17 protein-coding genes and 1 riboswitch are annotated in these 18540 nt (G+C 58.0%); of the genes, 7 read left to right on the top strand and 10 right to left on the bottom strand.

The window, feature by feature from the left end:
* Genes cpdA through nudF form a run of 3 tightly spaced genes read right to left on the bottom strand, consistent with a single transcriptional unit; the run spans nucleotide 1 to nucleotide 1928 of the window.
* Nucleotides 1-828 (bottom strand): 3',5'-cyclic-AMP phosphodiesterase, encoded by an 828-nt coding sequence (cpdA, locus tag ACNY69_RS11630; RefSeq protein ID WP_111139894.1) that lies wholly within the window; start codon nucleotides 826-828, stop codon nucleotides 1-3.
* A gap of 42 nt (nucleotides 829-870) precedes the next feature.
* Nucleotides 871-1296 carry a DUF1249 family protein gene (locus ACNY69_RS11625; protein WP_111139895.1) on the bottom strand — a complete coding sequence of 142 codons (426 nt, stop codon included), beginning with the start codon at nucleotides 1294-1296 and terminating at the stop codon, nucleotides 871-873.
* Nucleotides 1293-1928 carry an ADP-ribose diphosphatase gene (gene nudF, locus ACNY69_RS11620; protein WP_111139896.1) on the bottom strand — a complete coding sequence of 212 codons (636 nt, stop codon included), beginning with the start codon at nucleotides 1926-1928 and terminating at the stop codon, nucleotides 1293-1295. The genes ACNY69_RS11625 and nudF overlap by 4 nt, the downstream gene beginning before the upstream one ends.
* A gap of 213 nt (nucleotides 1929-2141) precedes the next feature.
* Between nudF and tolC the strand changes: the two genes are divergently transcribed.
* The 3 genes from tolC (at nucleotide 2142) to ACNY69_RS11605 (ending at nucleotide 5578) form a co-directional block, all read left to right on the top strand.
* Nucleotides 2142-3596 carry an outer membrane channel protein TolC gene (tolC, locus tag ACNY69_RS11615; RefSeq protein WP_293774534.1) on the top strand — a complete coding sequence of 485 codons (1455 nt, stop codon included), beginning with the start codon at nucleotides 2142-2144 and terminating at the stop codon, nucleotides 3594-3596.
* Between the two features lie 142 nt (nucleotides 3597-3738).
* Nucleotides 3739-4410, top strand: coding sequence for a DUF1190 family protein (locus ACNY69_RS11610; protein WP_111139898.1), 672 nt, complete (start codon nucleotides 3739-3741; stop codon nucleotides 4408-4410).
* Between the two features lie 7 nt (nucleotides 4411-4417).
* The gene (locus ACNY69_RS11605) at nucleotides 4418-5578 is read left to right on the top strand and encodes a glutathionylspermidine synthase family protein (RefSeq protein WP_111139899.1); all 1161 of its coding nucleotides are present in this window, start codon (nucleotides 4418-4420) and stop codon (nucleotides 5576-5578) included.
* A 184-nt stretch (nucleotides 5579-5762) separates the two neighbouring features.
* Here ACNY69_RS11605 and ygiD read toward each other — a convergent pair whose 3' ends face one another.
* Nucleotides 5763-6548: a 4,5-DOPA-extradiol-dioxygenase gene (gene ygiD, locus ACNY69_RS11600; protein ID WP_111139900.1), complete on the bottom strand. Its 786-nt coding sequence runs from the start codon at nucleotides 6546-6548 to the stop codon at nucleotides 5763-5765.
* A 219-nt stretch (nucleotides 6549-6767) separates the two neighbouring features.
* Nucleotides 6768-7424 (bottom strand): 3,4-dihydroxy-2-butanone-4-phosphate synthase, encoded by a 657-nt coding sequence (gene ribB / locus ACNY69_RS11595; protein WP_111139901.1) that lies wholly within the window; start codon nucleotides 7422-7424, stop codon nucleotides 6768-6770.
* A 110-nt stretch (nucleotides 7425-7534) separates the two neighbouring features.
* A riboswitch (FMN riboswitch) is annotated at nucleotides 7535-7692 on the bottom strand.
* A 171-nt stretch (nucleotides 7693-7863) separates the two neighbouring features.
* Here ribB and ubiK point away from each other — a divergent pair.
* Nucleotides 7864-8253 carry a ubiquinone biosynthesis accessory factor UbiK gene (ubiK, locus tag ACNY69_RS11590; RefSeq protein ID WP_293774528.1) on the top strand — a complete coding sequence of 130 codons (390 nt, stop codon included), beginning with the start codon at nucleotides 7864-7866 and terminating at the stop codon, nucleotides 8251-8253.
* Nucleotides 8254-8295: 42 nt separating this feature from the next.
* Here the strand turns inward: ubiK and hldE are convergent, their stop codons facing one another.
* The 3 genes from hldE to ACNY69_RS11575 all read right to left on the bottom strand — a co-directional run bounded on the left by hldE (nucleotide 8296) and on the right by ACNY69_RS11575 (nucleotide 13987).
* On the bottom strand, nucleotides 8296-9720 hold the full coding sequence (hldE, locus tag ACNY69_RS11585; RefSeq protein ID WP_111139903.1) for a bifunctional D-glycero-beta-D-manno-heptose-7-phosphate kinase/D-glycero-beta-D-manno-heptose 1-phosphate adenylyltransferase HldE: 1425 nt from the start codon (nucleotides 9718-9720) through the stop codon (nucleotides 8296-8298).
* A 70-nt stretch (nucleotides 9721-9790) separates the two neighbouring features.
* Nucleotides 9791-12643: a bifunctional [glutamate--ammonia ligase]-adenylyl-L-tyrosine phosphorylase/[glutamate--ammonia-ligase] adenylyltransferase gene (gene glnE, locus ACNY69_RS11580; protein ID WP_418798418.1), complete on the bottom strand. Its 2853-nt coding sequence runs from the start codon at nucleotides 12641-12643 to the stop codon at nucleotides 9791-9793.
* Between the two features lie 33 nt (nucleotides 12644-12676).
* Nucleotides 12677-13987: a CYTH domain-containing protein gene (locus ACNY69_RS11575; RefSeq protein ID WP_293774524.1), complete on the bottom strand. Its 1311-nt coding sequence runs from the start codon at nucleotides 13985-13987 to the stop codon at nucleotides 12677-12679.
* Between the two features lie 271 nt (nucleotides 13988-14258).
* Between ACNY69_RS11575 and ACNY69_RS11570 the strand changes: the two genes are divergently transcribed.
* Entirely contained in the window at nucleotides 14259-14879 is a 621-nt protein-coding gene (locus ACNY69_RS11570) for a TIGR04211 family SH3 domain-containing protein (protein WP_111139906.1), read from the top strand.
* Nucleotides 14880-15037: 158 nt separating this feature from the next.
* The gene (locus tag ACNY69_RS11565) at nucleotides 15038-16270 is read left to right on the top strand and encodes a multifunctional CCA addition/repair protein (RefSeq protein WP_111139907.1); all 1233 of its coding nucleotides are present in this window, start codon (nucleotides 15038-15040) and stop codon (nucleotides 16268-16270) included.
* 16 nt (nucleotides 16271-16286) lie between these two features.
* Here ACNY69_RS11565 and bacA read toward each other — a convergent pair whose 3' ends face one another.
* Complete coding sequence (gene bacA / locus ACNY69_RS11560) at nucleotides 16287-17105, bottom strand: undecaprenyl-diphosphate phosphatase (RefSeq protein ID WP_111139908.1); 819 nt, start codon at nucleotides 17103-17105, stop codon at nucleotides 16287-16289.
* Nucleotides 17106-17296: 191 nt separating this feature from the next.
* Entirely contained in the window at nucleotides 17297-17656 is a 360-nt protein-coding gene (gene folB / locus ACNY69_RS11555) for a bifunctional dihydroneopterin aldolase/7,8-dihydroneopterin epimerase (protein WP_111139909.1), read from the bottom strand.
* A 108-nt stretch (nucleotides 17657-17764) separates the two neighbouring features.
* Between folB and plsY the strand changes: the two genes are divergently transcribed.
* Nucleotides 17765-18370, top strand: coding sequence for a glycerol-3-phosphate 1-O-acyltransferase PlsY (gene plsY / locus ACNY69_RS11550; protein WP_293774520.1), 606 nt, complete (start codon nucleotides 17765-17767; stop codon nucleotides 18368-18370).
* The last annotated feature ends 170 nt before the right edge of the window (nucleotides 18371-18540 follow it).

Here is an 18540-nt window from a genome sequence, read left to right as displayed (position 1 = left end):
TCAGTATCCTTCTGAGTCTAAATCAGGACGAAAAGCGTCGGTGTCGAGCCGGTTGACCTCGGTATCAAGACGGCCATCCGGATAGAGAGTAAACCAGCGCCAGCCCGGTGCCACGGTGTCGATAGTAAAGCTGGTGCAGTGCGGTTTGAACTGTACGCAGGTTGAAGGGGTCGCCACTACCCGGCGGCCCTGCCACGCCAGATCCAGCTCCTGATGTATATGCCCGCAGACCAGCGTCCGGGCTAACGGATAACGCTGCAGTACGGCGTCCAGTTGATGGGAATTGCGCAGGCTGTGCTGGTCGAGCCAGGTACAGCCCGAAGCCAGCGGATGGTGATGCAGCAGGACCAGCGTATGCCGTTGCGGAAAGCGCCCCAGCGCATTGTCGAGCCACTCCAGCTGATAGTCGCTCAGCATCCCATGCGGTACGCCCGGGACCTGACTGTCGAGCAGGACAATCTGCCACTGCTCACCCAGCAAAACCTGTTTATGGGCATTGATATGGGCGGCGGCCAGCGTATCGACCATCGCGGGCTGAAAATCATGATTGCCGGGCAGCCAGACGCAGGGCCGGGGCAAACGTGAGATACCCTCAGCAAAATGCTGATAGGCTTCGGCTGAGTGATCCTGGGCGAGATCGCCGGTGGCGATGATCAGGTCGTAGTCACGCTGTTGCGCGATAATCGCATCCAGTACCGCTTTGTAGCTCGACCAGGTGTTTACCCCAAGCAACGATTCATGTTTTCCCGCGAACAGGTGGGTATCCGTAATTTGTAAAATCCTGAATCCGGAACCGTTCGCCGCAGAAAGAGTTAGCAGGCTATCCAAAGCGTTTCCTTCGTCTCCACGCCATTTACCGCATTATACGCATCAGCAGACCGGAACTGCCATCGCGCCATGCGCCAGGCAGTAGCGCAGCCAGTCTGCGAGAAACTGGTTTATCTGATGTTTTTCATCGCGCTGATGCAGTTTTTTATTAGGATAATCATAGCGCGCTTTGAAACGATAGATCTGTTGAGTTGAACACACTTCGGCGACCATCGCATCGTGATAGAGCCGGACCGACATTGAAGGCAGGCTCCAGTAACTGACGGCAGGCGCAACCTGGCGGATCTCCACCAGGGTGGTGTAGCGGGTCGACTCCTGAATCGTCAGCTGGTAACGGGCGCCACTCACCTGATAGATCACCGATGCGCCCGCCTCATCGTTGCGCGGCAGCAGGCGGCGCAACTGGGCGAAATTGGTTTCGCAGAGCCGCATCATTTCGGGAAAGTCAGGGGTATAGCGCTGTTTCATTTTTGTATCCACTCTTCGCGTAGTTTTTCATGGTGCAACGCCAGCCATTGCAGGGCGATGACAGACGCCGCATTGTCGATTATCCCCTCTTCCACCCAGCGATAAGCCTGTTCGCGGCTCACCACATGGACAAGAATATCCTCATTCTCTTCCTCCAGACCATGGCATCCCTCTGCCTGGCTGGCATCCACTTCCCCAATCAGCACCGACAGACGTTCGCTGGTACCGCCGGGGCTGGCCAGATAGCTCAGCATGGGCTTAATCCGGCCGACCGTTAATCCCGCCTCTTCGACGGCTTCGCGACGCGCCACCTGCTCGACCGTTTCGCCTGGCTCAATGATACCGGCGACCATCTCCAGCAGCCAGGGTGACGCACTGCTGTCATAAGCCGGGATGCGGATCTGTTCAATCAGCACCACTTCGTCGCGTAAGGGATCATAAGGTAGCAGCACGGCAGCATGTCCGCGCTCAAAAACTTCGCGCTGCACCTCCCCGCTCATTTCGCCATTAAACCGGCGGTGGCGGAAGCGATAGCGCCCAATGGAAAAAAAACCGTCGTAGAGGGTTTCGCGTGCAATAATTTCTACATCGTTTTTTGTAAAAGTCACAGGGGATTTTTTTTCTTCCGACATCATCAGGTTCCTTGTGCAGAGTGGGATGGAGCGAAAAAAGCCTGTCACCGTGCTCCATGTAAGTGGTTCTTTATGAATTATTTACGTAAATTAGAGGGAGAAGGCACGTTCAGCCAACTTATCTCACAGTTGCCCTCTGCTAGAATCGGCGATAATTTTTTGGCTTACCCGGCAGCGCACCCACTGCAATTTGCTGCAACAAAAGGAATGCAAATGAAAAAACTGCTCCCATTTTTTATTGGGCTGAGCCTGGGCGGTTTCAGCTTCGCCAGCCAGGCCGAAGACCTGCTTCAGGTTTACCAGCAAGCGCGTCTGAGCAACCCGGATCTGCGCAGCGCCGCTGCCGATCGCGATTCTGCATTTGAGAAGATTAACGAATCGCGCGGCTCATTGTTACCCCAGCTCGGCCTGGGTGCAGACTATACCTATAGCAGCGGTTATCGCGATAACAGCGGTCTGCATTCCGATACCACCAGCGGCACACTGCAATTAACCCAGACCCTTTTCGATATGTCGAAATGGCGTGCGCTGACGGTGCAGGAGAAAACGGCCGGAATACAGGATGTTACCTATCAGGTGGCACAGCAGGATCTGATCCAGAAAACCGCCACCGCCTACTTCAACGTGCTGAAAGCCATTGATACGCTCTCTTACATTGAAGCGCAGAAACAGTCTATCTATCGCGAACTGGATCAGACCACTCAGCGTTTCAACGTGGGTCTGGTCGCCATCACCGACGTCCAGAACGCCCGTGCACAGTATGACAGCGTGCTGGCGAACGAAGTGACCGCGCGAAACGATCTTGATAATAGCGTGGAAACGTTACGTCAGATCACCGGCATGAACTACCTGTCACTGGCTTCGCTGAACATCGATCGCTTCAAAACCGAGAAGCCGGACGCGGTCAACGCTCTGCTTAAGCAAGCCGAGAACCGTAACCTGTCGCTGCTCTCTGCGCGTCTGAGCCAGGACTTGGCGCGCGAGCAGATCCGCTACGCTGAAAGCGGCCATATGCCTACGCTGGATCTGAAGGCCTCAACCAATCTGTCGAACAGCAAATATGGCGGCAGCCGTGCGAACCAGAGTTCAGGTTCGACGGACGCGATCACCGGTTCAAATCAGGTTGGCCTGAGCTTCTCTCTGCCTCTTTACAGCGGCGGCACCGTGACCTCGCAGGTGAAACAGGCGCAGTATAATTTTGTCAGCGCCAGTGAGCAGCTGGAAAGTGCGCACCGTTCAGCGGTTCAGAACGTACGCCAGTCGTTTAACAACGTCAACGCCTCCATCAGCAGTATCAATGCTTATAAACAGGCCGTGGTCTCTGCACAAAGCTCTCTGGATGCGTCAGAAGCGGGCTATCAGGTGGGTACACGTACTATCGTTGATGTGCTGGATGCCACAACCGTGCTCTATAACGCCAAGCAGCAACTCTCTGACGCGCGTTACAGCTACCTGATCAACCAGCTGAATATCAGTTATGCGCTGGGTACGCTCAATGAGCAGAGCCTGCAGAAACTGAACAGCCAGCTGGGTAAAGAGATCCCTACCTCACCGGAAACGGTGGCGCCGGAAAACGCGCAGCAGACCGCACGCGTGGATAATGGCCCTGTGGCAACCAGTTCGCCGGAGGCGGCACGTCGCAGCAGCGGTAATCCTTTCGGTAATTAATCAGCAGGCGGGCTGCTTTGCGGCCCGCCTCTCTGCTGAACGTATAACTAAGTAAAGATCCCTGCTGCATCAGGCCTTCAGCTTCAATTTTACCCCCCCATCCCCTATTCTATGCCCTACCTTTGGGCACAGGATAATCATAATGAAACGCACAAAATCTATTCGCTATGCCGCTTTTCGTAAGAGCTGGCAGGCACGCCATTTAACGCCCGTTGCTTTCGCTGTTTCGGCTGTCTTTATGCTGGCCGGCTGCGAACAGAACGATGAAACGGTGTCGATGTACCAGAACGCGGATGACTGTTCCAAAGCCAATCCGGGCCAGAGCGCACAGTGCACCACCGCCTTCAATGAGGCCAAAAAAGAGGCCGAACGCACCGCGCCAAAATATGCCACGCGTGAAGACTGCGTCGCGGAATTTGGTGAGAATCAGTGCCAGCAGACGCCGGCTCAGGCGGGCGTGGGCACCACTAATGCAGAATCTCAGCAGAGTGGCGGCAGCTTCTGGATGCCGCTCATGGCCGGTTACATGATGGGCCGTATGATGGGCGGTGGTTCTGGCTTTGCGCAGCAGCCGCTGTTCTCGCCTAAAACGGCCCGCAGCCCGGCCAACGGTCAGTTTGTGGATGCGTCCGGCCGCAACTATGGCCCGGCGACGTCAGGTAAAAGCATGACCGTACCGAAAACGGCGCTGGCCCCGAAACCGGCAACCACCTCGACCATCACCCGCGGTGGCTTCGGTGAAACCGTTGCGAAGCAGAACAGCATGCAGCGCAGCAGCGCCACCGGCACCTCCAGCCGCTCAATGGGAGGCTGACGCCCCGATGGAACGCATTGCCATTTCAGAACGCCCCGGCTGGCGCGAAAAAGCTACCGAGTTCGGTTTCCGCTTTCACACCATGCATGGTGAACCCTACTGGTGTGAAGATGCCTATTACCAGTTCACGCTGGCGCAGATCGAACATCTGGAAGAGGTGACCGCTGAACTGCATCAGATGTGCCTGCAGGTGGTGGAGAAAGTGGTCAACAGCGAGGCGCTGCTGATGAAATTCCGCATTCCTAAGCATACCTGGGACTTTGTGCGCGATTCATGGCGTCAGCGCCAGCCTTCGCTCTACTCGCGCCTCGATCTCGCCTGGGATGGAAAAGGCGAGGTCAAACTGCTGGAAAACAATGCCGATACGCCGACCTCGCTGTATGAAGCGGCTTTCTTCCAGTGGCTCTGGCTGGAAGATCAGCTCAACGCGGGTCAGTTACCCGCAGGCAGCGACCAGTTTAACAGCCTGCAGGAGAAGCTGATCGAGCGCTTTGCGGACTTACATCAGCAGCACGGGTTTAACCTGCTGCACTTCGCCTGCTGCCGCGACACCGATGAAGATCGCGGAACCGTGCAGTACCTTCAGGATTGCGCCAGCGAAGCGGGACTGCCGGGTGAGTTTCTCTACATCGATGAGATTGGCCTGGGTGAAAAAGGGGAATTTACCGACGCTCAGGATCAGGTGATCAGTAACCTGTTCAAGCTCTATCCGTGGGAATTCATGCTGCGCGAGATGTTCTCAACCAAGCTGGGAGATGCTGGCGTGCGCTGGCTGGAACCGGCCTGGAAGAGCATTATCTCGAACAAAGCCTTGCTGCCGATGCTGTGGGAGATGTTCCCGAATCACCCTAACCTGCTGCCCGCCTGGTTTGCGGAAGATGAGGTTCCGCCGATGGAGAAATATGTGGTCAAGCCGCTGTTTTCCCGTGAAGGCGCTAATATCCGCATCGTGGAAAACGGTCAGGAGATCGCCCGGGTGGAGGGGCCTTATGGCGAAGAGGGAATGATCGTCCAGCAGTTCCATCCGCTGCCAAAATTTGGCGACAGTTATACGCTGATCGGCAGCTGGCTGATTGACGATCAACCGGCGGGTATTGGTCTGCGTGAGGATCGCGATCTGATCACACAGGATCTCTCCCGCTTCTATCCGCACGCCTTTATCGGCTGACGCACCACGATTAACGTAAATACGGGCTGGTGCCGGCAGCCCGGAAAGCCGAGAAACTCAGGCACGCCTGCCCGCGCCTACTCAGCCCTGGGTGGGTACGCGTGCGATGTGGTTCAGAAACGCCAGGCGTGCTCTTCAGGCCGCAGGGCGTTTTCCGCTTCTGTCCCTGCTCACGATTCTCTGCTTAACCGACCTGAACCGACAGCATGCTGATGGCCCCCATCTCTATCCCGTCAACCGGGATGGTAATGGCGTCATCCGGCTGACGTGCGCCCAGCACATAGAGCAACGGCAGATAGTGCTCAGGCGTCGGGCTGGAGAGCGCGGCGTCAGGATGATCCATAAAGTTCACCAGCGGATGTGACGCGGCATCGCTCTGCACCGCCAGGTTATCGCGAACGAACTGTTCAAAGCCGCTGGCCCAGGGATAGATATCTTTGCTGCCGTTCCAGTGCGCTTTTCGCAGGTTGTGCACCACGTTGCCGCTGGCGACAATCATTACGCCCTGATCGCGCAGCGCAGCCAGTTTTCGCCCCATCTCAAAATGCCATGCGGCGGGTTGGGTACCATCGATACTGAGCTGCACCACCGGAATATCGGCATCCGGATACATCTTTATCAGGACGCCCCAGGTGCCATGATCCAGTCCCCATTCATGATCCAGCTTCACCGCCACCGGCGCTAACTGTTCCACCAGCTGCTGCGCCAGCGCCGGCGATCCGGGTGCCGGATAGCGCGTATCAAACAGCGCCTGGGGAAATCCCCCGAAATCATGAATGGTTTTCGGCTGCGCCATGGCGGTGACGGCGGTGCCGCGCGTATACCAGTGCGCCGAAACCGCAATAATCGCGCGCGGGCGTGGCAGCGTGTCACCAGCCTGACGCCACGCGGCGGTGTAACGGTTCTCTTCAAGAGCATTCATCGGGTTGCCGTGACCCAAAAACAGCGCTGGCATACGTAACTGACTCATTCGTGAACTCCGGGATCCGGTTGTTTTATGCTCACTACGATACGCGCATTTATGACGGGATCACGCGGATAAGCATGATGAAGATCGTCAGGAAATTTGAATGAAAAGCGCGATATTGTTAACCAGGCGGCGGACAGCAGGAAGAGGAGGAAAGCGCGACAGGCGTGTGCTGCAGAAACAAAAACAGGCCCGCAGGCCTGTTTTATTGCAGCCGGGTAATCAGCTGGCGTGGCGTGTTTCGTGCGTGCGACGCCAGGCGATCAGATCTTCGATCGTAACGACCGGCATCTCATGCTGACGGGCAAACGCAATCGCTTCAGGCGCATGCGCCATAGTGCCGTCATCGTTAGTCAGTTCACACAGGACACCGGCGGGCTTAAAGCCTGCAAGCGTGACCAGATCGATGGTCGCTTCTGTGTGGCCGCCACGGGTCAGGACCCCACCTTCGCTGGCGCGCAGCGGGAAGACGTGACCAGGACGATGCAGATCGGCCGGCTTTGCATCATCGGCAATCGCCGTGCGGATGGTGGTGATGCGATCCTGCGCGGAAACGCCGGTCGTGACGCCCTCTGCCGCTTCGATGGTCACAGTGAAGCCGGTGCCAAAGGAGCTGGTGTTGTTCTCCACCATCATCGGCAGATCAAGCTGCTGGCGACGCTCTTCCGTCAGGCAAAGGCAGACGATGCCGCTGCCATGACGAATCGTCAGTGCCATCTGTTCAACGGTCATGGTTTCTGCGGCGAAGATCATGTCGCCTTCGTTTTCACGATTTTCATCGTCGAGTACCATCACACCGCGTCCCTCACGCAGGGCGGCGATAGCACGTTCTACACGCTGTTCAGGCGTGCCAAATTCAGAAAGTAGCGTCTGATTCATGGTAATAAAAACCTTAATATGTATGGGTTACCAGAATCAGGGCGTGCTTAGGAGTGACGTCAAAAAGACGTGGCAATAACGTGAAGCAGACACAATTGTCCGACAGATGTCGTTACCCTCTCCCATCCGGACTGTAACCGTCGGCCCCGGAATTACACCGGATCTGCTGACCTTTACCCCTCTTTTCAGCGAGATAAAGCGCTCGCGGGCTTTCAGCCGAAGCTGATTTACCGCCGGTGGGGAATTGCGCCCCGCCCTGAGAATAAGCAGTTCAACTATAACGCTGAATGTCTGAAGCGGCAATCGTCAATAGCGCAATTGCTTTTGCATTTTCTGCGTTACGGATTTGAGGTTTATCCTTTTCATTTCTGGCATTACACTTAACACTTATTACGTTGGTAAACACGCTGACACAGCTCCCCGTAACCAGGAAATCATCATGATCGACACGAAAAAAATTGAACAACTTGCCCGTCAGGTTCACGACGCGATGCCTAAAGGTGTGCGTGAGTTTGGGGATGATGTCGAAAAGAAAATTCGTCAGGTTCTTCAGGCGCAGCTGACCCGAATGGATCTGGTCAACCGTGAAGAGTTTGATGTGCAGACCCAGGTCTTGCTGCGTACGCGGGAGAAGCTGGCGGCGCTGGAGCAGCGCCTGGCTCAGCTGGAAAGCCAGGGCTCCTCAGCCGGTACGCCGCCAGCGGCAGCCGCTCCGGCCGCTACAGCCACCCCCGTGACCCCGGCGGCTGCGGTAGCGACCTCACCTGCGGTCTCTCCGCCACCGGTTGCCGACGTGGTAAAACCTGTGCCGGAAAACAAGTCAGAATAAGTGCTCAGGCGGGAGCCTGGCGGCTCCCGCTCAGTCGTTGCTTCAACTGCCGCGAATGGTTTTGATAATGTTGGTGGTGGAGATACCGTCTTCAAAGTTCAGTACCTGCACATCACCGCCATTTGCCCACACTTCTTTGCTGCCAGCGATATCTTCCGGCTTGTAATCCCCGCCTTTTACCAGCAGGTCCGGCAGAATGGAGGCAATCAGGCGCTGCGGGGTGTCCTCTTCAAACACCACAACCCAGTCGACCGCCTCCAGCGCGCCGAGCACGATCATCCGGTTTTCCTGTGGATTGACCGGGCGACTCTCCCCTTTCAGACGTTTTGTCGAGGCATCGCTGTTGACCGCGACGATCAGCCGGTCGCCCAGCTTGCGGGCGTTGGCGAGGTAGGAGACATGCCCGGCGTGCAGGATGTCGAAAACGCCATTGGTCATCACCACTTTCTCGCCACGGCGGCGGGCCATCTCGACGGCGGCTTTCAGCTGCGCTTCTGTCATGATGCCAAAGCCCTGCTCCGGACGGGCATGGATCGCATTCTCCAGCTCGACGGTGCTGACGGTCGACGTACCCAGTTTACCCACCACCACACCGGCGGCGGCATTGGCAAGGAAACAGGCCTCTTCCAGCGAGTCACCCGCCGCCAGCGCTGCCGCCAGTACGCCAATGACCGTATCTCCGGCGCCGGTCACGTCATACACTTCCTGCGCCTGAGTCGGCAGATGTAACGGCGCTTTGCCCGGCTGCAGCAGCGTCATGCCATTTTCGGAGCGGGTGACCAGCAGCGCAGCGAGGTCGAAATCAGCAATCAGCTGCATCCCGCGCGCCACAATCTCCTCTTCGCTTTTGCATTTGCCGACAACGGCCTCGAACTCAGAGAGATTCGGCGTCAGCAGCGTTGCGCCCCGGTAGCGGGCGAAATCGGTGCCTTTCGGATCGATCAGGACCGGCACCTTCGCTTCGCGTGCCAGGGTAATCATGGTCTGCACGCTGCTCAGTGCGCCTTTGGCATAATCGGAGAGCACCAGCGCACCCGCTGCCGCCAGAGACTCACGCATCTTCTGATGAATCGGCTCCGGATCAACCTGTTCGAAACCCTCTTCAAAATCGAGGCGGATCAGCTGCTGATTGCGGGAGAGTACGCGCAGTTTGGTGATCGTCGGATGGCTTTTTACCGCAACGAAGTCACAGTGAACGTTAACGTCTTTCAGCGTGTTACTCAGCACGCGCGCCGCATCATCTTCACCGGTCAGGCCAATCAGGCGTGACGCGGCACCGAGTGCTGCAATGTTCATCGCCACGTTTGCCGCCCCGCCAGGACGCTCTTCAACCGTGTCCACCTTCACCACCGGAACCGGTGCTTCAGGGGAGATACGGCTGGTTGGGCCATACCAGTAACGATCCAACATTACATCGCCAACAACCAGCACTGAGGCTTGGCCGAACGCGGGCAGAGTCACTTTCATTCCAGACACTCCAGACTGCATTAAAAATAGTGCGCGGATGATAGCACAGTTGCGAATGGTGCTATCAGCATCACGCCAGGATAGAAGACGGCGCGACCAGCCAGCGTTGCCAGCTGTTCAGCACCGTCTGCCGCTCCGCTGCAAACGCCTCTGGCTCAACGTGGCCAGGCAGCTCCTGCAGGGCGCGATGATGCAGTGCGTCGCGCAACGTCACATACGCCTGCGTCAGGGCCTGCGCCTCATCGGCAGGCATTTTTTGAAACTTCGCCATCAGCTCGAAAATGCGCACGTTATCAGACCAGCGCGTCAGCGCTGGCTGATCGGCGGCGTAGCGTAAGACAAGATATTGGGCGATGAATTCAATATCCGTGATGCCGCCTTCGTCGGCTTTAATATCCCAGCGCCCTTTGTGTTTGTTGCTGAGGTGAGCGCGCATCTTTTCTCGCATCTCGCGCACTTCGGTCTGCAGGATCCCGGCGGCACGCGGCAGCGACAGGATCGCCAGACGAATCGCGTTGAAGCGCTCGCTCAGTGCCGCTTCGCCAAAGACCACGCGCGCGCGGACCAGCGCCTGATGCTCCCAGGTCCAGGCTTCACTGCGCTGATACTCCTCAAACGCCTCAAAGGTACTGACCAGCATGCCCGCCGCGCCGGAAGGACGCAGCCGCGCATCAACCTCATAAAGAATCCCGGACGAGGTGCGGGTACTGAACAGATGCATGATGCGCTGGGCGAGGCGCAGATAGAACTGACGGCCATCGATGCTGCGCTCCCCGTCGGTGACGGCATCGGCCGGACAGTCGTGCAGGAAGACCAGATCGAGGTCGGAACTGTAGCCCAGCTCCCAGCCTCCCAGCTTTCCGTAGCCCAGCACCGCGAATCCGCGCTCATGTTCATTGATCAGATGAGAAGGACGACCGTAGCGCTGCACCATCATATGCCACGCCTGGCGCACCACGGATTCGATAATCGCTTCCGCCAGCCAGGTGAGGTGATCGCTGACTTTCATCACCGGCAGCGTGCCGGCGATGTCGGCAGCCGCGATACGCAGATGCTGCGCCTGCTTAAACTGCCTTACCGCTTCCAGCTGCTGTTCTTCATCCTCGGTGGGGATGCGCAGCAGATACTGCCGCAGCTCATCGCGATAGGCATCGGTGGCGGTGGGCTGATAGAGCGTGGCCGGATCGAGCAGTTCATCCAGCAGCAGCGGGTAGCGGGCCAGCTGGCTGGCGACCATCGGGGAGGCGGCGCACAGGCGAATCAGATGGCGCAGCGCACCGTGATATTCGGTCAGCAGCTCCAGATAGGTACTGCGGGTCAGCACGCCCAGCAGCAGCGGGGTCAGGCGGCTGAGCGTCACCGCCGCATCGTCACGCGGACAGACTTCGCTCAGCAGGCGCGGCATCAGCTGATCCAGCGCCTGACGGCCACGCGGTCCGATGGTGCGCCGGTTGATATCCTGACGAAACGCCTCCAGCGTCTGGTGCAGCGTCTGACGGTTTTCGTCGCTGAACTGCGGCACCAGCGGGGCCAGTTCGTTATCCTCCAGCTGGTCCTGCCACAGCACCTGAAACTCTGCCAGCTCACGCTGATCGTCGATATCGGGCGTGTCTTCGCCAATCAGCTCATCAAAGATGGCCCGCACCGCCGCCATCTGGCTGTCGAGCTCTGTCATCAGCGCCGCCCAGTCGGGGCACTCCATCGCCCACGCCAGCCGTGCGCGATGCAGTTCATCTTCTGGCAGGGTCTGCGTCTGTTCGTCACCCAGACTTTGCAGCAGATTTTCCAGCCGCCGCAGGAAGAGATAGGCTTCCCGCAGCGCATCGACCTGTTCTGCGGGCAGCAGCGCCAGGGTTTTGATCGCCTCCAGCGTCGGCAGCAGCGCACGCAACTGAAGTGAACGCTCACGTCCACCACGGATCAGCTGGAAGACCTGCACGATAAACTCGGTTTCACGGATGCCGCCCGCGCCCAGTTTGATATTGTTTTTCAGTCCCCGTCGCCGCACTTCACGGCTGATCATCCCTTTCATATTACGCAGCGACTGGATCACGCTGAAGTCGATATAGCGGCGATAAACAAAGGGCCGCAGCATCTGCTGCAGCTCCAGACTCCAGCGGTCGTGATTGTCCCCCATCAGGCGCGCCTTCACCATCGCGTAGCGCTCCCAGTCACGACCCTGCTCCTGATAGTAATCTTCCAGCGCGGCAAAGCTCATCACCAGCGGGCCGCTGTCGCCGAACGGCCGCAGCCGCATATCCACCCGATAGACAAAACCATCCATCGTAGGCTGATCCAGCACCCTGATCAGCCGCTGCCCCATGCGGGTGAAGAACTGAGCATTGTCCAGCTCACGCCGTCCGCCGCGCGTGGTGCCATTCTCCGGCCAGGCAAAAATCAGGTCGATGTCAGACGAGAAGTTGAGTTCCCCCCCACCCAGCTTGCCCATGCCCAGGATCAGCATCGGCTGCGGCTCCCCCTCTGCATTACAGGGCGTGCCAAAGTCCTGACAGCACGCCTGCCAGACCCAGTCGCGCGCCCGGCTAATCAGCACTTCGGCTAACAGGCTGAGCTGCTGCAGGCTCTGTTCGGTGGTCGCGTGCCGCAGCGCCTGCATCCACGCGATGCGCACCAGCATCCGGCGGCGGAACAGCCGCAGCTCCCGCATCAGACTCGCTTCGCTGTCGATACCGCTCAGGGCCTCATTCAGCCACCCGGAATAGTGCTGCCATTCGTCGGGCTGAGGCGGCTGGTCCCGCATCGTCTGCCACCAGTCGGGATGTTGTTGCAGGTTTTCCAGAACAAAATCGCTGAACGCCAGCCCGGCGGCCTGTTCAGGGCTGAGCGAATTCAGTGGAACACCAAGCAGCCGGGCGGCCTTTTCAGCCTGGTCGCGAAGCAACGCGGGAAGTGCTGACAACATAACTCCCTCCTTAGATGGCAAAACGGATGCCCGTCAGCGGCCAGCGCCGCTGGTGAGCCAGAATGGTGACTGTTTCAGCGCCTGTGTCGCCAGCCAGGCTAAACCAGATGACTGCTTCTCGTGGATGGCGGAAAGGAGCTGCTGCCAGGGTTCGAGCCAGGCCATCACGGTTTCGGTGGGATAGGATCCGGCCAGCAGATGCACCGTCAGCAGCTGACGCGCCAGCCGGGTAGCTTTATCCTGATATTCGTTTGGCTGTCTGACCGTAACGAAGGTCTCACGCAGATCGGCATTAACGCGACTGAGCATGATATCGCTGAAGCGTTTGAACGATCCCTGCAGCTTGGCCTCGCCTTTGGCGTCGACCCACTGACGCCACTGCGATTCAGCCAGCCAGTGCGTCAGCGCCAGCTGCGTCTCCACCGACAGGGAGGATAAGCAGAACGAGGCTGCTTCCTGCTCTTCGTTAACCAGCGTCTCTTCCAGTGTGGTCAGCTGCTGACGCAGCGCGCTGCTGGCTTTGCGTGGCACCAGCGCGCCAAACAGGCTGAACGCCTGACGCAGCAGGTCCAGGGCTTCACGTACCGCATCCTGCGCCGCCGCATTCCCGCGCAGCCAGACCTCTTCATGATACTGCCAGTGCTGGAGACCGGCTGACATTGCGGCGATCATGCCCTGCTCGATGGTGGCTTTGGCTCCCGCTTTCAGCAGCGGAAACGCCACTCTCTGACGTGGCGGATTGCCCTGCGCCAGCTGATAGCCACGGGCGGCCTTGCTCAGGCTGCCCATGCGCAGACCACCCAGCGCCACCAGCTCCTGAGCAAATGCCAGCAGATCCTGGCGTTCGCCGCGTTTCAGCTCCAGTTCGATCTCACACAGCGGTTCGCTCAGCTCGCCCGCCGTCACCTCGCCCTGATCAAAGGCGACTTCGATTTCACTGTTGCCGGTGGTGACCAGCCAGACTTCGCGCTGAAAATGGGTCGTGAACAGCGGCTGCAGACGCTGCTGCAGCGCCGCGACATCGGTGCCCTCTGGCCAGATCGCCCCGGGCAGGCGCGCGATGTCCAGCACCGGCTCGCTGAGCTCAACATTATATTCCGGGCGCTGATGCAGTCCGCCGAGCGTCTGGCCCGCCGCTTTCAGCGTCATCTCATAACGCTGATCGACGCCACGGATGCGTAATCCCATATCCCAGCGCCGCAGCTGGTTATCATCGGTTTCGAAATAGATGTTAGTCAGCTCGCGTGCAGCCTGATGCTGGTGCGGCAACGTGGAGAGTCGTTCAGCCAGTTTCCCGGCTGCCTGTGATGTTGCAATGAACTTTAGTTCGATTTCGATGGTCATAATTTTTTATTCACTACGCTGCTGGCACTAAAGAGGGTGTTTCCTGCATATTTCAGGCGATTATCAGCGGGTTAGTTACGCTGCCGCCCGGATGGCAGGGGGTTATCAGGCGAAGATTAATGCACAGAAGCCGCGCTGTCTCTGCTTTCTTTGTTCTTTCGCAGACCTTTTCGCACTCTGATGAGACCAGGATAGTTCTCATTCAGATTTATGTGAGGCCTCTCCAGACTGTGCCGGTAAATTTTAGTCAGACTAAGCCAAACGAAATCGAATGAAAAAAATCACACTTGCCGGACTCACTTTGCTGGCCCTCAGCACCCTTGCACCTGCCCATGCCGACGAAAAACGTTACGTTTCTGATGAACTCTCGACCTGGGTCCGCAGTGGACCTGGCGACCAGTTTCGCCTGCTCGGTAAGCTGAATGCCGGGGAAGAGGTGCAGCTGTTGCAGACCAACAATGACACGCATTATGGCCAGATCCGTGATTCAGAAGGCCGCACCACCTGGATCCCGCTGTCACAGCTCAGCGCCAGTCCGAGCCTGCGCACCCGTGTGCCTCAGCTTGAGCAGCAGGTGAAAGATCTGACGGCAAAACTGGATAACATCGACAACAGCTGGAACCAGCGCACCGCAGAAATGCAGAACAAAGTCGCCAGCAGCGATGGCGTCATCAATGGGCTGAAAGGCGAAAACCAGAAGCTGAAAAATGAGCTGATCGTGGCGCAGAAGAAAGTCAGCGCGGCGAACGTTCAGCTGGATGACAAGCAGCGCACCATCATTATGCAGTGGTTTATGTATGGCGGCGGCGTGCTCGGCGTAGGTCTTCTGCTGGGCCTGCTGCTGCCGCATATGCTGCCGCGCCGCAAGAAAAGCGATCGCTGGATGAACTGACACCCTTTCACCGGATTAACACAGGGGATCGACTGATCCCCTTTTTGGCATGTCTGCAATCCGGGGAATCTGTGCAACAATGAAATGAGATGCATTGCTGATTTCAGGCGCAGGACACGCCCGGCGTGCAGGTCATTTCTCTTTCTCTGGAGTTTTGCGTGAAGACCTTTTTAGTTGGCGGTGCGGTGCGAGATGCGCTGCTGAATCTGCCTGTGACAGACAAAGACTGGGTGGTGACGGGATCCACGCCCGAGGCCATGCTTGAGCAGGGTTATCAACAGGTCGGTCGCGATTTTCCCGTTTTCCTGCATCCCAAAAGCCGCGAAGAGTATGCGCTGGCGCGAACGGAGCGGAAAAACGGGAAAGGCTACACCGGATTTGTGACCTGGTCTGCGCCCGACGTGACGCTGGAGCAGGACCTGCAGCGCCGCGATCTGACCATCAATGCGATCGCACAGGATGAACAGGGCGCGCTGGTCGACCCCTATCATGGCCAGCGCGATATTACTCTGCGCCTGCTGCGTCACGTTTCTGACGCCTTCAGCGAAGATCCGCTGCGGGTGCTGCGGGTGGCACGCTTTGCCGCGCGCTTTGCCCACCTTAACTTTCGTATCGCCCCGGAAACCCAGCGGCTGATGCAGCAGATGGCAGAGAGCGGCGAGCTGTCGAATCTTACCGCAGAGCGAGTCTGGAAAGAGACGGAAAAGGCGCTCGGCAGTCGCAATCCGCAGGTCTATTTTCAGGTGCTGCGGGACTGCGGTGCGCTGAAGGTCCTCTTCCCGGAGCTGGATAACCTGTTTGGCGTTCCTGCGCCGATCCGCTGGCATCCGGAGATCGACACCGGCGTGCACACGCTGATGACGCTGGCGATGGCCGCCGCCCTCTCCGATGAGATTGATGTGCGCTTCGCCACGCTGTTCCATGATGTCGGCAAGGCGCTGACGCCGCCCGAACTGTGGCCCAGCCATCACGGCCACGGTCTGGCGGGCGTGCCGCTGGTCGCGGCGCTCTGCCAGCGCCTGCGCGTGCCGAATGCGATGCGTGACCTGGCGCTGATCGTCACCGAGTTTCACGACATCGTCCACACCATTGAACGGCAATCGCCGGCGTCACTGGTGGGACTGTTCGACCGGATTGATGCCTGGCGCAAGCCGCAGCGTGTGGAGCAGATGGCGCTGACCAGCGAAGCGGATGCGCGCGGACGCGCCGGGCTGGAGAGCATGGCCTATCCGCAGGGAGATTATCTGCGTCGTGCGTTTGCACTGGCCCAGGCGGTGCCGACGAAAGCGGTGATCGAAGCGGGATTCAAAGGGGCGGACGTTCGGGAAGAGTTAACGCGACGGCGCATAGCGGCCGTCGCGCAGGGTCTGGCGAGCGGGCAACCTGACTAGCAGGCTGCCCTGAGGTTTACATGAAGAGGGCGTAAACCGCAGCCGCCACGATAAAGCGGTAGATGGCGAACGAGACAAAGGAGATGCGTTTGATCAGCTCAAGGAAGACTTTAATCGCGATCATCGCCACGATAAACGCCGTCACAAAGCCTACCGCGAACATCGGGAAATCAGCCATCGTCAGGAAACCGATGCTCTTATAGAGATCCAGTACGGTTGCCCCCATCATCATCGGCACCGCCAGGATGAAGGAGAACTCGGACGCGGCATAGCGGCTCACGCCCATCAGCATCCCGCCGGAGATAGTGGCACCGGAGCGGGAGAAGCCCGGCCACAGCGCCAGGCACTGGAAACAGCCAATCATGAACGCCTGACGATAAGTAATGTCATCAACGCCTACCGCTTTCGGCTGTTTAGGCTTGAGGAATTCCGCAGCCAGCAGCAGCACACCGCCGACCACCAGGGCATACATCACGTTGATCGGGTTAAACAGCGTTTTAATCTGATCATGCAGTACCAGCCCGATCACCACCGCCGGAATCATACCCAGCAGGATGTGGATCAGCGACAGACGTCCGGTGCCCACACCCTCGTGTCTGACTTCACCAAAATGGATACCGATCAGGCCAAACAGACGACGCCAGAACATCACCACGACGGCCAGAATCGAACCTAACTGGATTACTACCTCAAAGGTCTCGGCTTTTTCACCCTCAAAGCCCAGCAGGTGACCCACTATAATCATGTGGCCGGTGGAAGAGACCGGTAAAAACTCGGTCAGCCCTTCCACAATGCCCAGGATTGCAGCAACCCAAAGCTGATGAATATCTGCCATCAAATGTTCCCTCTATCTGTTTCAAAACCATTAAAAAGGCGGTAGCCCGTTGCTATCGCCTTAAATATGCCGCGCCCAGCCTGAATTAAACCTTAAGGTCCTGCCCTTTTTCGCCTGCTGTAACGAAACGGCTCACGCTATGACAGACAGTAATTTGGTTTGGTTTCATTGTGATGGCAATCACATCCAGATTATTTAGGAATAGTCCCGCGCTCAATTCGCACGCCAACCTGCGCCGCCTGGGCCACCGCGCCCGGTTTGCTGACCTTTATACGCACGCCAGGCGAACTGAAACGGTTCATCAACAGATCCGCGATTTCTTCAGCCACACGCTCTACCAGCGCAAAACGGCTGCCGTTCAGATGGGTCAGGATCGCCGACGCGACATCGGCATAGCTGAGACAGTCGCTGACGTCGTCGCTGCGGGCCGCCAGGCGGTTATCCCAGGCCATTTCGACATCGAGCACCAGTTTCTGCTGTATGCCCTGTTCCCAGTCGTAAACGCCAATGGTGGTGAACACCGTGAGTTGTTCTATAAATACGATATCCATGATGAGAGTCTCTGTTTTTGGCTGAGCCGGATACCACTTCCGGCGGATTATGCGTATTATCCACGGTTGATGAGATCAAAACGACCCTAAAGGGAACGGTACGGTGTTATGAGTGCTTTCGCGCTTGGTATGATTATTTTCGCGTATCTTTGCGGCTCGATTTCCAGTGCGATTCTGATCTGCAAACTCGCAGGCCTGCCCGATCCCCGCACACAGGGTTCCGGCAATCCGGGGGCAACCAACGTCCTGCGTCTGGGCGGCAAAGGCGCCGCCGCCAGCGTACTGGTGTTTGATGTGCTGAAAGGGATGGTGCCGGTCTGGCTGGCGTATCTGCTGCATGTGACACCGTTTTATCTTGGTCTGACGGCGATTGCCGCCTGTCTGGGTCACATCTATCCGGTGTTCTTTCACTTCCGCGGTGGCAAAGGAGTGGCGACGGCATTCGGGGCCATTGCGCCGATTGGCTGGGACCTGACCGGCCTGGTAACCGGTACCTGGCTGCTGACGGTGTTACTGAGTGGTTACTCTTCGCTGGGCGCGATTGTCAGCGCGCTGATCGCACCCTTCTATGTCTGGTGGTTCAAACCGCAGTTCACCTTCCCGGTTTCTATGCTCTCCTGCCTGATCCTGCTGCGTCATCACGACAATATTCAGCGGCTGTGGCGGGGACAGGAAGGCAAGATCTGGAAGCGTAAGAAGAAATCGCAGCCGTAAGGTTGCAGATGAGCGGTGGTTCGTGACCGTGACAGCCCGGGGTGCCGGGGTAGATCGGCAGGAGATAAAAACCGCGCACTTCATCCCTGAGCGTTGCCCGTAACCGGGCCAGCACAGGGCGTTATATGAAAACGCCTGACGTTTTTCGCCAGGCGCTGCCTTTCTCTTCT

It is taken from the genome of Pantoea graminicola (assembly GCF_048452665.1).
GTDB lineage: Bacteria > Pseudomonadota > Gammaproteobacteria > Enterobacterales > Enterobacteriaceae > Pantoea.
Note: the sequence above shows the minus strand (reverse complement) of the source record. Positions and strands in the feature narration are given on the sequence as shown.

Bases quoted from the DNA above. Each gene is read 5' to 3' on its own strand.
- ACNY69_RS11625 (WP_111139895.1), bottom strand. From the start codon at position 1,296: ATGAAACAGCGCTATACCCCTGACTTTCCCGAAATGATGCGGCTCTGC.
- nudF (WP_111139896.1), bottom strand. From the start codon at position 1,928: ATGTCGGAAGAAAAAAAATCCCCTGTGACTTTTACAAAAAACGATGTA.
- tolC (WP_293774534.1), top strand. From the start codon at position 2,142: ATGAAAAAACTGCTCCCATTTTTTATTGGGCTGAGCCTGGGCGGTTTC.
- ACNY69_RS11610 (WP_111139898.1), top strand. From the start codon at position 3,739: ATGAAACGCACAAAATCTATTCGCTATGCCGCTTTTCGTAAGAGCTGG.
- ACNY69_RS11605 (WP_111139899.1), top strand. From the start codon at position 4,418: ATGGAACGCATTGCCATTTCAGAACGCCCCGGCTGGCGCGAAAAAGCT.
- ygiD (WP_111139900.1), bottom strand. From the start codon at position 6,548: ATGAGTCAGTTACGTATGCCAGCGCTGTTTTTGGGTCACGGCAACCCG.
- ribB (WP_111139901.1), bottom strand. From the start codon at position 7,424: ATGAATCAGACGCTACTTTCTGAATTTGGCACGCCTGAACAGCGTGTA.
- ubiK (WP_293774528.1), top strand. From the start codon at position 7,864: ATGATCGACACGAAAAAAATTGAACAACTTGCCCGTCAGGTTCACGAC.
- hldE (WP_111139903.1), bottom strand. From the start codon at position 9,720: ATGAAAGTGACTCTGCCCGCGTTCGGCCAAGCCTCAGTGCTGGTTGTT.
- glnE (WP_418798418.1), bottom strand. From the start codon at position 12,643: ATGTTGTCAGCACTTCCCGCGTTGCTTCGCGACCAGGCTGAAAAGGCC.
- ACNY69_RS11575 (WP_293774524.1), bottom strand. From the start codon at position 13,987: ATGACCATCGAAATCGAACTAAAGTTCATTGCAACATCACAGGCAGCC.
- ACNY69_RS11570 (WP_111139906.1), top strand. From the start codon at position 14,259: ATGAAAAAAATCACACTTGCCGGACTCACTTTGCTGGCCCTCAGCACC.
- bacA (WP_111139908.1), bottom strand. From the start codon at position 17,105: ATGGCAGATATTCATCAGCTTTGGGTTGCTGCAATCCTGGGCATTGTG.
- folB (WP_111139909.1), bottom strand. From the start codon at position 17,656: ATGGATATCGTATTTATAGAACAACTCACGGTGTTCACCACCATTGGC.
- plsY (WP_293774520.1), top strand. From the start codon at position 17,765: ATGAGTGCTTTCGCGCTTGGTATGATTATTTTCGCGTATCTTTGCGGC.